At 55.6% G+C, this 13593-nt stretch carries 11 protein-coding genes; 9 read left to right on the top strand and 2 right to left on the bottom strand.

What is annotated here, in order from left to right; genetic code table 11:
* Positions 1-140: 140 nt before the first annotated feature.
* The 8 genes from J7395_RS21075 to J7395_RS10595 are packed head-to-tail and all read left to right on the top strand — an operon-like array spanning position 141 to position 8038.
* Complete coding sequence (locus J7395_RS21075; RefSeq protein WP_209221443.1) at positions 141-1253, top strand: glycosyltransferase family 4 protein; 1113 nt, start codon at positions 141-143, stop codon at positions 1251-1253.
* Positions 1253-2449 carry a glycosyltransferase family 4 protein gene (locus J7395_RS10625; protein ID WP_209221442.1) on the top strand — a complete coding sequence of 399 codons (1197 nt, stop codon included), beginning with the start codon at positions 1253-1255 and terminating at the stop codon, positions 2447-2449. The genes J7395_RS21075 and J7395_RS10625 overlap by 1 nt, the downstream gene beginning before the upstream one ends.
* Positions 2442-3569: a hypothetical protein gene (locus J7395_RS10620; protein ID WP_209221441.1), complete on the top strand. Its 1128-nt coding sequence runs from the start codon at positions 2442-2444 to the stop codon at positions 3567-3569. The genes J7395_RS10625 and J7395_RS10620 overlap by 8 nt, the downstream gene beginning before the upstream one ends.
* The gene (locus J7395_RS10615) at positions 3566-4309 is read left to right on the top strand and encodes a hypothetical protein (RefSeq protein WP_209221440.1); all 744 of its coding nucleotides are present in this window, start codon (positions 3566-3568) and stop codon (positions 4307-4309) included. The genes J7395_RS10620 and J7395_RS10615 overlap by 4 nt, the downstream gene beginning before the upstream one ends.
* Positions 4294-5778: a hypothetical protein gene (locus J7395_RS10610; protein ID WP_209221439.1), complete on the top strand. Its 1485-nt coding sequence runs from the start codon at positions 4294-4296 to the stop codon at positions 5776-5778. Before J7395_RS10615 ends, J7395_RS10610 begins: the two co-directional genes overlap by 16 nt.
* A complete protein-coding gene (locus J7395_RS10605; RefSeq protein ID WP_209221438.1) occupies positions 5775-6524 on the top strand; it encodes a glycosyltransferase in 750 nt (249 codons plus the stop codon). Before J7395_RS10610 ends, J7395_RS10605 begins: the two co-directional genes overlap by 4 nt.
* The gene (locus J7395_RS10600; protein WP_209221437.1) at positions 6521-7612 is read left to right on the top strand and encodes a glycosyltransferase family 4 protein; all 1092 of its coding nucleotides are present in this window, start codon (positions 6521-6523) and stop codon (positions 7610-7612) included. The genes J7395_RS10605 and J7395_RS10600 overlap by 4 nt, the downstream gene beginning before the upstream one ends.
* Before the next feature lie 60 nt (positions 7613-7672).
* The gene (locus J7395_RS10595; protein WP_209221436.1) at positions 7673-8038 is read left to right on the top strand and encodes an MmcQ/YjbR family DNA-binding protein; all 366 of its coding nucleotides are present in this window, start codon (positions 7673-7675) and stop codon (positions 8036-8038) included.
* A gap of 12 nt (positions 8039-8050) precedes the next feature.
* Here J7395_RS10595 and J7395_RS10590 read toward each other — a convergent pair whose 3' ends face one another.
* On the bottom strand, positions 8051-9340 hold the full coding sequence (locus tag J7395_RS10590; protein WP_209221435.1) for a nucleotide sugar dehydrogenase: 1290 nt from the start codon (positions 9338-9340) through the stop codon (positions 8051-8053).
* A gap of 134 nt (positions 9341-9474) precedes the next feature.
* Positions 9475-12477 carry a class I tRNA ligase family protein gene (locus J7395_RS10585; protein WP_209221434.1) on the bottom strand — a complete coding sequence of 1001 codons (3003 nt, stop codon included), beginning with the start codon at positions 12475-12477 and terminating at the stop codon, positions 9475-9477.
* Positions 12478-12874: 397 nt separating this feature from the next.
* Here J7395_RS10585 and J7395_RS10580 point away from each other — a divergent pair, with 397 nt between their 5' ends.
* Positions 12875-13549 carry a DUF5610 domain-containing protein gene (locus J7395_RS10580; RefSeq protein WP_062960973.1) on the top strand — a complete coding sequence of 225 codons (675 nt, stop codon included), beginning with the start codon at positions 12875-12877 and terminating at the stop codon, positions 13547-13549.
* Positions 13550-13593 lie beyond the last annotated feature (44 nt).

Genomic DNA, 13593 nt, shown 5'->3' with positions numbered 1-13593 from the left:
CCCCGCCGATCTCTCCCCAATGTCTACCGATGCGATGGCTATAATTGTTTCCGCCCCGACAACCATCTGACAAAGCATTGAAATTGAAAGTAACTTATGATTGTTTTGTCATCAAGATAAACACCACAAGGTGACAGTGCGTGAAGATCATTCTGGTAACGAATATCGTTCCGCCTTACCGGCAACGTGCTTATGGCATGCTGGCCCGCCTTGCTCGCACCGGCGATCCGGATGACGAACTTCGTGTCATCTGCACCCAGCATCACGAACCGCAACGTGGATGGCCCATCCTGACCGGTGATTTTCCCCAGTCGATCCTGCCCGGCGTCAAAGTGCCACTTGGCGAAAATCGCGTCATCGCCCTGAATTTTGGGCTCCCACGTATTCTTGATGCTGCCCGACCAGATGTTCTGGTTCTTGCAGGATTTGGCCCGGCACAATGGCAGGCCGATCGTTACGCCGATCGGCATAATATCCCAACCATCGTACAATTCGATGGCTGGGCGGGATCGGATGCCGCATATCAAAATCCGCTGAGGGAAAGCATCCGGCTTACGATGATCGCGCGCGCCGAAATCTGCATCGCCGCAGGGGAAAACGGCCATGACTGGTTTGTCCGTTTCGGAAAGGCTAGGAACGACATCTTGATCGCGCCGATCCCGCCATCTTTCACGCCCCCCGATCATCGGTCGGGCTTTGATGATCGTCCGGTCGATCTTCTGTGGTGCGGGCGACCGGCACGATCCAAGGGCTTTGATACTTTCCTTGAAATCGCAAGCCAGCTTCATCGCAATGGGACTGCCAAAAAAATCCTGATCGTCGGAGTGAACCATCACAATGATATTACGGGCCGGTTGACCCGCATGGGGTTAAGCGCGGTTACCAAACTTGTGGAAAATGTTACCCCCTCGAACCTTCCGGCTCTTTACCAACAAGCCAAGCTCTGCCTTCTGCCCAGCCGCAATGATGCCTATGGCCTCACCGTGATCGAGGCGATTGCATGTGGTTCGGTCGCACTGGCGAGCAACCGGGTCGGCTGCGCCCGTGATGTTCTGGGATCGCCTGAAATCCTGCCTTGCAACATCCTGTCCGCGTGGATTGATGCGGCTACCAGACTGCTTCGCGATCAGGCAGCATGGCAGGAAACGCAAACTGTGCAGCATTCGCGCATCACCCGCAACAATCCCGCCCATCACGCCGAAACACTCTGGCAGGCCTGCCTGATGGCGACGAGACGGACGGAGGTCGCCTGATGCATCAACACCTTTCCAAGACCAACGCCCCCGTCTGGATGATCGGCCGCAATGACCAGTTCCGCATTCTCGCGGCCCATCTGGCACACCATAACCGGCTGGTCCGCTGGGACAGTTTCTGGCGTCATGACAGCAATGGCCTGATCACGCCACCGGCACGGCGCGTTGATTCGAGCCTCGCCAATATTCCGGGCCGCCATTTCCTGCCCGACCTTCTGGGCAGGGCCGCCCAAAAACTGCGCCTGCCTGCGCCCAATCTTTATTCCGATCTACCGCTGTCATGGCTGGCACGCGCCCATATGCCCGATGCCCGCATTCTGCACGGACAGGGCAATTACAGCCTGCCCGCCATGCGAGCTGCCCGCGCACGTGGCATGGTCATCATTTCGGATGTCACTGGCCAGCTTGCCCCCATCCGCCACCGCCAGCTTGCCGATGAATATCGCCATCACGGTTTGCGTTATCGCGAGATATCCAACTTCCTTGCCCACCGCCGGATCGCCGAAGCCCGCTTTGCCGAAGGGGTCTTTGCGCCCTCCGATGCGGTCGCTGCCGGGCTTGAGGAATGCGGCATTGATCCCGCCCGCATTCATCTGGTGCCCTTTGCCTCCGGTCTGTGCACGCAGCTTTTAAACTGCAAACGCCCAATGCAAAGGCGCAGCTCCATCCGCCTGCTTTATGTTGGCAATATCGCAATTGCCAAGGGCATCCGCATATTGATCGAAGCCTTTCGAACCCTGCGCACCCGGCTTGGTCCGACCATCACGCTGGACCTGATCGGCCCAGCCCAGCCTTGTGCCCTTGCCTATCCTGCCAAACTGCCACAGGGCTGCGTCTGGCACGGTCCACTCCCGCAAACAGAGCTATCCTGTCATTTGGCCACCGCTGATATCTTTGTGTTCCCCAGCCTGTCGGAAGGCAGCAGCCTTGCCGTGCTCGAAGCCATGGCTGCCGGATGTGCCGTGATCGCAACCCCGGATGCCGGAAGCCCGATCAAACATGACCAAACCGGCATCCTGATCCCGCCACGCAATAGCGAGGCGCTTGCCGACGCCATCCATGACCTTCAAGCAAATCCCATCAAACGCAAATCCCTTGGCAAAGCCGCCCGTCAGCAGATATCTGCCAACATCATGCAAGGCTATGGCAACCGGGTTGAGGCCGCCTATGACAGGGTGCTTGTTCGCCATGCATAGGTTGTATCCCCTCTGGCTTTTGATCGCCAATCTGGTTGCGCGCCTTGGTGGCATGGTCATTCTGCTTTTGATCGGCCATCATTTTGCTCCAGATCAGCTTGCCGGTTATTTCACCGCCCTTGCCACCATCGGGCTTGCCGTAACCATCGCGCAGGCCGGGTGCGGCCCGCTTCTGATCCGGCTCTATCAAACGAACCAGATCAAGGTGACAGTCGGCATCTGCGCTCTGCGTGTGGCTTTGGCATTTGTGGCAACCGCGTTCGTAATCACCACCACCGATATCCCCCTGTCACCAATCCTGCTGATGCCACTTGCCGCAGCCCTTGCTACGGACTGGATCATCACCGGACGAGGTCAGCTTTCCCAAATCACCCTGATCGCCGTTTTGGGCCAGATCGCCGGGGTCGTCATCGCCATCATTGCCATTGCAACCGACAGCAATCTTGCTCTCTTTGCCATCGCCCCCGCAGTATCACTGACAAGCCTGATCGCAGGCTCCCTCTTTGCCCTGCGCGAACAAGCCCCCCAGCAAACCGCTATCAGCAAACTCACCCGCAAGTATGTGATCAATATGATCGGTTTCACCCTGCTTGCCGGAGCACTGCCCAATCTTGATTTCGTATTGCTCGGTCAAAACCTGCCAGATGGAGCGCGCGACAATCTGATGTTGGCCCAACGCATTTTCCTGATCACAGCGGCCATCATCGCCAGCATTTCAGCAGCATTATTTGCCAAACGACAGGCCGGGTTGCTCCGTGATATCTGGCTTATCACACCACCGCTTGCCATTACTGCGATACTGCTGTTCATCCCCGAAACGCTTGTCCTGCTATTTTACGGCACGACCAATGCCGACCTCGTTACCTTACTGCGCACAGGTGCCTTCTGGCCCGTATTTCTCGGCATGATCTCGCGTCAAACCCTGATCTCGCAGGAAACCGAGAACCGGCTATTCCCCGGCTGGCTTTGCCTTGCTCTATTGATCTTCTCAGGAGCGGTTCTTCCGGCTTTTACCCATGAAGTCGACACAATGATCGTCATGCAGCTTCGCCTGACCTTCTGCCTGATCCTGATCTTGGTCTGTCACCGCAATCCCATTTTGCGCAGCAAACCGGCATGAAGAAATTACAGACCGAAATCATCAATGACCGCCTTGTCACAGGTCAGTATGGCGATATCCGTTTCGGACAATGGGGCTTTGAATGCTCTGACCGGCAGTCCTTCCTGACCCTGACCGATCAATGCCGCGATGCGTACCAAAATGGCGATTATTGGCAACTTGCCGAAGGCGACTGGGCACTTGATTACCACGCCCGTCAAACAGATCCGCACACGCTGCACATCCGGGCGACACTCGCCGCCCTTCGCGATGGGCTACTGCAGGATGCCGTCATCCGACTGGTCTTTGACAAATCCGCGATTCAAACCGGCGAAATTGCCGGTCGCAAATTTCGCCACACCAACAGTGACAGATACCGCCTTTACCCTGTCCACATCGCCCGACTGACTGGGACCGATGGCACAATCATTTCCGTCACCCTTGATCGGTATGACGGGGCCGGTCGTTTTATGCCCTATCTTTATCTGCGCGATAGCGGCGATCATTGGATCATTCACGCCCGTCTGCTGCCAATTGATCCGGTCGATCATATTTGGCTGCGCTGGGCCAATCGGCTGTTCACGTGGTCCGCCCCGGACTGGCTTGCGCGTCTGATCTGGAAATGCCCGGGCGGGAAGGCCATTTTCTGGCGCCTGCGCGAACGGCTTGGCCGGCACTGCCCCGAAATACAGGCCGTGCCGCTCAATAACCTGAAATCCGGTCAGTCCCTGTTGCTGGAGGTCACATGTCACTTCCGGTAACCCACTCCGATCTGCAGGAACGCTGCCTTCGCCTCGCCCGGCTGCTCGCCGATCAAATGGCCGATCATCAAGGAGAGGACGGCAACTTCGTGCAGCACAGCTTTTACGCCAAGGCCTATGCCCTTGCCCTTTGGCAAAATCTGGGTGATGCCCGCCATCATCCGAAAAGCATCTCGGCAATAAACGACCTGAAAAACGAAAAACAGGACCACCTCTATCACCGTGAATTCATCGAATACGCACTGGAAAGGTGCCCGGACATAAACGTCGAAACCCGCAATGCCATCTTGCGAAACGCCCCGTATCAAACACCCAATGTCGCAAACTGGCGCATCCTAACCATGTGTATCCGCCAATCCGGTTCATGGAGCGATAAACTGCGCGCCAAACTCGACTGGCTTTATATCCGCACCCGCTTCTGGCGTGCACCGGCCTTTGTGGATCGCCCCGGCTGCTTTTCAGCCCAGTATCATGCCTTCTGCGCAGCCTTGCTGACCGATAGTCCCATTCAGGCCCAAAGCAAAATCGCGGCAAATGCCACCGATCTGATCGCCAGACTTTGCAGAACAACAGGTATCCCAAACCTTGTCGGGCGCGGTTCCGGGCAAAGCTTTGGCGCAATCACCGCCCTTTATGCCCTGCTCAGACATGGCTATCGCGTTGAGGCCGAAGCCATCCTGTTTCGCCTTGAACAGACACTATTGCTAACCGAGACATTGCCGCTGAACCTGCTTGCCCTCAACCCTTTGCCAGACGTGCCCGGTCCGGATAATTCACAAACACCGGGCTGGTATAGCTATAACCGGCATTACGATTATCTCGCGTTCACTGGCTTCTGGCTGCTGCGCGCGGCAGTGAATAACGTCCCCGAATCTGCGCCAACCAATCTGGCCACCGCCAGGCCCGATTTCCTTTTGATCAAGGATACCCGCCATTATCATGCCCGCATGTGCGTGCGCGGAAAAACGTCTTATGATGTTACGCCATCACCGGTTTTGATCACAAACGGCCATGTCTTTATCCCGCCCACCGGTGGCGAAGAAGATTTTCCAAGCCTTTATAGCCCGGCATCCCAGCCTCTTCCCGCTTTTGCCGGTCACGAGGCTTTCGGGGCATTCACATCGGGCACCGCCAACGATACCACAGTAAATATCGCATTCAGGCTGGCGGGGTTCCGGGGGCGGCGGAGCATCACATTCCACGAGAGCGAAATTGTCATCCGTGATCAGGTCCGGGCAGACAACTCATCGGGCCTACATCTGTTCCGTCTGCTGGTTCCCGCCGGTTTTGCCTTTGAAAGACCAGATAAAACCCGGATTGACGTCCCCGAATTGAACCTGCACCTGATCGCCGATCATCCGCTCCAGATTGCCGATGATGGCTTGTTTGCTGTGACCGGACCGGTCAAAACGATCTTTGTGCCAAACCAAAGCACCGCAACACTTCGCATTGTCTGGAACCCGTCATGACCCAGGATGATGCGATCACCGTGATCACCACGGTTCGAAATGGCGATGCCTTTCTGGATCGCTATTTTGCCAATCTATCGGATATTCTGCGCCCGCAGGACTGTGCAGTAATCGTTGACGACGGATCGACCAATCCCATCGTCCTTCCCGATGGATTAAAGGAGGCCCGACTTATTCGAAGCAATCCGATTGGCAGGGGGGCTGCGCTCAATCTTGCCATTTCACAAGCCACGACCAACCTGACTGCCATTCAGGATATAGACGATTTTTCCCATCCCAATCGACTGCCGATACAAGCCGGTATTTTAAGCGCCCATCCGCATGTACTCGCCTTCACAGCAGGACAGAAAATACAAGTACAGGCACAGGCAAAAACTTGCCGCAATCAATGGCACGAAATACCCGCTGCACGGCTTTATCGCAGCAATCCGCTGCACCATTCATCTCTGGCTTTCCATCGCGATATCTGGCAACAGGCGGGCGGATACGATCCAGACTTGCCCTGTTGCATTGATCTTGATTTCTACCTGCGGGCTGCGCGCATTGCCGGGGCCGCCATCTGGCGGTTGGACCAGCCATTGATCACGCGAAATACCGATCCTGCAACCCGCCACTTTGCTTCCATCCAGACCACAATCTATCGCGACACATTGCACCATGTTCTGGCCCGCCATCGCAAAGGCATAGCCCCGCCGATGTGGATGCGCCTCTTTGATCTCAAACGCGCATTGGGGATCGGCATATGACAAAAAGCCCGCGAATTATTGCCATGCTACAACTGCCCCCGCCGATGCACGGGGCTGCTGTCATGAATGAAAGGGCGCTGACCGCATTGCGGAAAATCTGTGATGTGACTCTGCTTGAAATGCGTTTTGCCAAGCGTCCGCGCGACATTACCAGACCGACAATTGGCAAACTGCTCACGGCATTTTACCTGTCGCTCAGACTGCTCTTCGAACTTTGGCAAAAACCCGATGCGCTTTACATAAATTTTGCTCCGACCGGCGGCGCGTTTTATCGCGATTGCATTTACGTCCTTATGTCGAAACTTTTTGGCGTTCCAGCGATCCTGCATCTGCATGGTCAGGGCCTGCAAGCTAGCCGCGAAAGCAGGTTTGCGGGCTGGCTGCAACATCGGGCTTTTGCCGGGCAAACCGCCATTATTCTTGGCGATGCCTTGCGCCAAGAACTTACAGGCCTTGATTGCCAATCAAAAATCATCGCCAACTGCCTGCCTGACGAGGCCTTCGAAATCACACGATCCCTATGCGATGACACCACACCACGCCTGCTTTATCTGTCGAACCTGTTTCGCAGCAAAGGCATTGACGATGTGCTGGCGGCCTGCGCAACCCTCCGACAGCGCAATATCGATTTCGCACTTGATATCGCCGGGGCAGAGGGTGACATTTCAGTCGGCGAACTTGAACGATTGATCGACACTTTCGGCCTTGAAAATCACTGCCTTTATCACGGTCCGGTCGATGCCGGTTGCCGCGCAAAACTTCTGTCCAAAGCCAACCTTTTCCTGTTTCCCTCCCGCTATCCGAACGAAGCCCAGCCCCTTGTGGTGCTGGAAGCGATGGCCGCGGGGGTTCCCGTCATAACCAGCAGCATCGGTACATTGGGCGATATCGTTCGCGAAGGTGAAACCGGGCGTATCTGCCAACCGGGTAATCCCGAAATACTGGCGAACAAGATATCCGACGCTTTTACTCAAACAAAAGAAACGCAGGATATGGCGAATGCCGCACAGGCCTTTTGCCGCGCGCATTTCAGCAATACCCGTTTTGACCACGATTGGCAGCAACTCATCGGTCAAATCGTTTCTTGATCACTATGTAATGGTGGCATCAGAATATTCTGACAATTCTTGATCAGGAAAAAAGCCTCAATGACCCGCGATGAATTCAACACATTTTGCAAATCTCTGCCGGTCACAACCCATGTTGTGCAATGGGGCGGTGCGGATGTCTGGAAGGTCGGCGGCAAGGTCTTTACGATTGGCGGCTGGACCAAGGGCAATACGCTTGGCATTACCTTCAAGGTTTCCGATATCGCCTACGAGGTTTTAAAGGAACAGCCTGGCTTGCGACCTGCCCCTTACCTTGCCTCGCGCGGCATGAAATGGATTCAGCATTATGACGTGCCGGGACTTGATGACGCAGCTCTGCGCGATCATTTACAGGCATCCCATAAAATCGTCGCCCTCGGCCTCACCAAAAAGAAGCAGCACGAGCTTGACCTTTATCAGGATTAATCAATCCGGCTTTTACAAACGCCAAAGGTCGATGCCCGCAGGCACCTCGTCACGCGGCAGGATGGCGCGCACATCAGCAACAAAGCCCTTGCCATCCTTCAAAAGCGCCTGCACCAGCGACCAACCCTTGGCAACATATTCACGATGCGACACCGCTAACACGACGGCATCAGCGGGTTTCAAGTCGCCATCACCACACAGTTTCAGACCATCGAATTCATGCTCGACTTCCTCGGCATCGGCATGATGATCATGGACCTGAACATTAATCCCTGCTTCTTCAAGCGAACGGATGATATCGATCACACGCGTATTGCGGATATCGGGCACATCTTCCTTGAAGGTCAGGCCAAGAACCGTAACGGTTGGGTTCTTGGTCGCACCTTCGCGAAGTAACGCGCGGATCACCTTGTTGGCAACAACCTCGCCCATGCCGTCATTCACCCGGCGGCCAGCCAGAACCACCTGCGGATAATAGCCAAGTTCCTCGGACTTATGGGTCAGATAATAGGGATCAACCCCGATGCAATGCCCGCCGACAAGACCCGGCGTAAAGCGCAGGAAATTCCATTTGGTCCCGGCAGCATCCAGCACGTCACGGGTATCAATCCCCGCCCGATCAAAGATCAGCGAAAGTTCGTTCATCAACGCGATATTCAGATCGCGCTGGGTATTTTCAATCACCTTGGCGGCTTCGGCGGCCTTGATGGTCGGTGCCTTGTGAATGCCGGCCTTGACGACAGAGCCATAAACGGCAGCAACGATCTCAAGCGTTTCTGGCGTCTGTCCGGATACAACCTTGGTGATGGTGGTAAAGCGGTGTTCGCGGTCACCCGGATTGATACGTTCGGGCGAATAGCCCACCGTAAAATCGGTGCCAGCTTTCAAGCCCGAACGCTTCTCCAGGATCGGCACGCATTCTTCTTCGGTTGCGCCGGGATAAACAGTGCTTTCATAGACAACGATGTCGCCTTTTTTCAGGATCGTGCCAACTGTTTTCGAGGCCGATCGCAACGGCGACAGGTCAGGGCGGTTCGATCTGTCAATCGGGGTCGGAACGGTCACGATATGAAAATCAGCCTGACGCAAATCTTCCGGATTATCACTCAGCAGCAAATCGGCGGCTGCCAGTTCATGATCATCAACCTCGCCGGTTGTGTCATGTCCTGCCTTAAGCTGCGCAATGCGGGACTTGTTGATATCAAACGCCACGACACGACCGGTTTGGGTCCCAAACGCCACCGCCACCGGCAAACCGACATATCCCAGACCGATAACCGAAATCTTGCGCCCGTGGCTCATTGCTTGACCTTTGCTTTGCCGCTTCAAACTTCTATCCAGCGGATTTCCAGCAGTCAACAAAAGAGCCCCGAAACAAAGCAGGGCATCTTTGATCAGATGCCCTGTCTAAAGCCTTATTGCGGCAAGAAAAAGTTCTAGCCCTTGACCACAATATTGATCAGTTTCGGGGTCGGCTTGGCGATATAGATCACCTTGACGATCTGCATGCCTTCAAGATGGCGGGCGACATTTTCATCGGCCTTTGCCATTGCTTCGACCGTTGCTTGATCGGCATCGGCCGCCACCATGATCGAACCGCGCTTTTTGCCATTAACCTGAACCGGGACTTCAAATTCGTCGTCCTTGGCTTTTTCGGCATCAAATACCGGCCAATCAAATTTTATCACCGATTTTTTGGTGCCAAATTCGGCCTCTGCCATGCGGCTCATAAGCTCTTCGCCGAGATGCGGCGCAAAGGGTGCGACCATCAGGGCAAGCGCACGAACATGATCATCATGCACCGCATTCTGACGGGTCATGGCGTTGGTCAGTTCGATCAATGCCGCAATTGCGGTATTAAGCCGCAGTTCGGCGATGTCGTTGGTCACCTTGGCGATGGTTTTATGCAAAAGCGTCTCGATCTTGCCATCGACGTCGCTTGTGCGTTCCATCTGGGTTGCAACCTTCCAGACGTTGGAGAGGAAGCGCATCATGCCGACAATCGCATCGGACTGCCACGGTTTGGAGCTGTCAAGCGGCCCCATATACATCTCGTAAGTCCGGAAGGTATCGATCGTATATTGATCGCAAATTTCTTCCGGCGGGATGCCGTTTTTATACCGCTTGCCCATTTTGCCAGGAACGGTAATCAGTGCTTCGTTCGTTTTGGCATTGAATGGCTGCTTTTTACCGTCGACATCAAGCATTTCAACATCATGGATGTCAACATAAACGCCGCGCGCGTCGGTATAGGCATCGGCCGTGATCATGCCCTGATTGAACAGCTTCTGGAACGGTTCAGGCGTTGCAACATAACCAAGGTCAAATAGGACCTTGTGCCAGAAGCGTGAATACAGGAGATGCAGCACCGCATGCTCCGCGCCGCCAACATAAAGGTCGACAGCACCCGGCTTGGCATTGCCATTGTCATCGGTGGTATTGGCCCAATAAGCCGCCGCCGCATCCGATGCAAAAGCCTGATCGTTTTGTGCATCGAAATAGCGCAGATAATACCAGCACGATCCCGCCCAGTTCGGCATCGAATTCGCATCACGACGGAACGAACGTACTTCGTAATCTGCACCGGCATGGCTGTGGGTCGAACCAACAGCCGCATCCACCGGCAGGACCGAACCATCGGCAAGCACGATCCCGGTGACTTCCATCCATTCCTTGGCACGTGCCAGCGGCGGCTCAGGCTCGGAATTCGGGTCTTCGTTTGATTGCGGTTTGAAATCGGTCATTTCCGGCAGAACCACGGGCAGGGCAGCTTCGGCCACGCCATGCACCTGACCGGTTTCCTGATCAAACAGCACCGGGAACGGCTCGCCCCAATAACGCTGACGCGAAAACAGCCAGTCGCGCAGTTTGTACTGAACCCGACCGCGGCCAATGTTCTTGGCTTCCAGCCATTCGATGATTTTCGCCTTGGCATCCGGGGTCGAGAGCCCGTTCAGGCTGACCTCGTCATTAGCGGAATTGATTGTATCGCCGATATCGGTCTGCGCGACTTTGAAATCACCAGGGGCGGTTTCGTAACGCGCCAGCAGGGCCGCATCGTCAAGATCGACCGCATCAGCCGGAGCATTGGCCCGAAGCCAGCTTTCCGACGGCTTAGTGGTGGCAACAATCGGCAGATCAAATTTATGGGCAAATTCGAAATCGCGCTGGTCACCGGCCGGGACCGCCATGATCGCACCGGTGCCATAGCCCATCAGGACATAATCGGCAATCCAGACCGGGATCTGCTGCCCATTGGCCGGGTTGGTCGCATAAGCCCCGATAAACACGCCGGTCTTTTCGCGGTTGGCTTCATCCTTGGACGATACCGGACCAGCCAGTTTGACCTCGGCACGATAGGCCGCAACCGCGTCCTTTTGATCGGCCGTCGTCAGCGCATCAACCAGCGGATGTTCAGGAGCCAGCACCATATAGGTCGCACCAAAAATCGTATCGGGACGCGTGGTATAGACCGCGATCTTGTCTTTGCCGCCATCGGCAAGGGCAACCGGGAAATTGACCCGCGCACCGACGGAACGACCGATCCAGCCTTTCTGCATCTCGACAACGCCATTGGGCCAATCAAGCCCTTCAAGGTCAGCAACCAGACGATCGGCATAATCGGTAATGCGCAACATCCACTGTTTCAGCGGGCGCTTGTAAACCGGGTAATCGCCCCGCTCGGACTTGCCTTCGTTGGTGACTTCCTCGTTCGACAGGACCGTACCCAGCATCGGGCACCAGTTGACCGGAACCTCATCGACATAGGCCAGACGCCCGCGGTCAATCGCACGGTCGATTTCCTTGCCTTTGGCTTTGGTACCTTCACCAATGACGGATTTTGGCTGCGGCACGCCGTCTTCATCCAGAAGCCACTCACCGCTTTCAAGCAACCCGCGCAACTCGGCAATCGGGCGGGCGCGCCCGGTGATGGTTTGCCCCTGCGGGCCTTTCCATTCGACGGTCGGATCATAGAAGCTGTTGAAAAGCTGAAGAAAAATCCACTGCGTCCATTTGTAATAATCGACATCGGTCGAGGCAAAGCGACGATGCGGATCATGGCCAAGGCCGATCACCTGCAACTGGCGCAGCATGTTTTCGATATTGGCTTCGGTGGTGATGCGCGGATGCTGGCCGGTCTGGATGGCGAACTGTTCGGCTGGCAGCCCAAAGGCATCAAAGCCCATCGAATGCAGCACGTTGAAACCACGCATGCGTTCGAACCGTGCCTTGACGTCGGTCGCGATATAACCCAGCGGATGACCGATATGAAGACCAACCCCGCTTGGATAGGGGAACATATCAAGGATGACTTTTTTCTTTTTGGCGGCGTCGAAATCGGCATCGCCCGGATTAGGGGTACGATAGGTATCGTTTTCCCGCCAGTAATCCTGCCAGCGCTTTTCAAATTCGCGCGCACTTTCCTGATAGTTCGCCACCGTCAAACAGCTCCTAAGCTCAAAATACCGGATGCGGAGGATATCTCGACGCGCCCCGGTCCCATCAATTCAGATAAATTCTGATCAACCAAACCCTGTTCAATAATCGGGCTTGGCCCCTGTTGCAATATCAGAGTGCAGGATAACCGCCACAACCGGCCCCGATGCAAGTCCGAAAAGCCGCGTATCGTGCATGGCGGGTTTGCACATCGCCCACCCGAACCTATATAACTGTCTGTGGCCTTTTCGCCCCGATTGTGCGATATTAACCGCACGTAAAGACTTCCGGCGCGCGATCCGTACCAAGCAGGTGCCCGCGCAGGCCATCAGGAAATCACCGTGTATCAAGCCCGATCAAGGACTTATACGCACACAACCCACGTCCAGGGAGGACGGCATGGATATCACCATCGGCGGACTGACATCGCAGGCAGCAAACGGCTCCAGCCGCAGCGCGCAGTCTTACCTGCCAGGTAATGACGACTCGAAATCCGGGTCGAACAATTCTATTGCCTCCTCTTTTGCCAGTGCGACCTCGGTTTCCCTGTCCTCGCAATCGGCTAATCTTCTGTCGGCCGATCAGATCGTTTCGGCAATCAATGAAAGCCTGTCTTCGACCGGCCTTTCGATCCAGGGTGTCGATCCGTCCGATTACACCCCCGAAGCGGTTGCCGATCGTATCCTTGCCCGTGTCGGCGATCTGATCGCCGCCAATGCCGGAAGCGAGGAAGAAGCCCGCGAGATTTTTGATCAGGCCAGCGAAGGCATTGCCAAGGGACTTGAACAGGCGCGTGAATTCCTTGACGGGCTTGGCGCGCTTAATGACACGATCAATGGCAATATCAACGAAACCGAAGATCGTCTGAACGAGGGGCTGAAATCCATCGAAGCCCGCCTGACCGAACTGTTTGAAAACAGCACGGCCAAGGAAGCAGCCGATACAACGCCGGAACGTGATGAACAGGTCCTTCAGTCGCAGGTCACCCAGACCGCGCAGGCAAGCCAGGCCTATGCCGAAGCCGGCAGCAATGCGCAGCGTAACGCCCCGCGTTACGGCACGTCCGCCATCTGATCCTCGCGATCATAATCTCATCCATCCAAACCGGCAGGCATCCC

Origin of the sequence: Thalassospira sp. A3_1, assembly GCF_017744215.1 — a bacterium.
GTDB classification, from domain to species: Bacteria; Pseudomonadota; Alphaproteobacteria; order Rhodospirillales; family Thalassospiraceae; genus Thalassospira; species Thalassospira lucentensis_A.
Note: the sequence above shows the minus strand (reverse complement) of the source record. Positions and strands in the feature narration are given on the sequence as shown.

Excerpts from the sequence above, each read along its gene's own strand:
- J7395_RS10625 (WP_209221442.1), top strand. The coding sequence starts at position 1,253 with ATGCATCAACACCTTTCCAAGACCAACGCCCCCGTCTGGATGATCGGC.
- J7395_RS10620 (WP_209221441.1), top strand. The coding sequence starts at position 2,442 with ATGCATAGGTTGTATCCCCTCTGGCTTTTGATCGCCAATCTGGTTGCG.
- J7395_RS10615 (WP_209221440.1), top strand. The coding sequence starts at position 3,566 with ATGAAGAAATTACAGACCGAAATCATCAATGACCGCCTTGTCACAGGT.
- J7395_RS10610 (WP_209221439.1), top strand. The coding sequence starts at position 4,294 with ATGTCACTTCCGGTAACCCACTCCGATCTGCAGGAACGCTGCCTTCGC.
- J7395_RS10605 (WP_209221438.1), top strand. The coding sequence starts at position 5,775 with ATGACCCAGGATGATGCGATCACCGTGATCACCACGGTTCGAAATGGC.
- J7395_RS10600 (WP_209221437.1), top strand. The coding sequence starts at position 6,521 with ATGACAAAAAGCCCGCGAATTATTGCCATGCTACAACTGCCCCCGCCG.
- J7395_RS10595 (WP_209221436.1), top strand. The coding sequence starts at position 7,673 with ATGACCCGCGATGAATTCAACACATTTTGCAAATCTCTGCCGGTCACA.
- J7395_RS10590 (WP_209221435.1), bottom strand. The coding sequence starts at position 9,340 with ATGAGCCACGGGCGCAAGATTTCGGTTATCGGTCTGGGATATGTCGGT.
- J7395_RS10580 (WP_062960973.1), top strand. The coding sequence starts at position 12,875 with ATGGATATCACCATCGGCGGACTGACATCGCAGGCAGCAAACGGCTCC.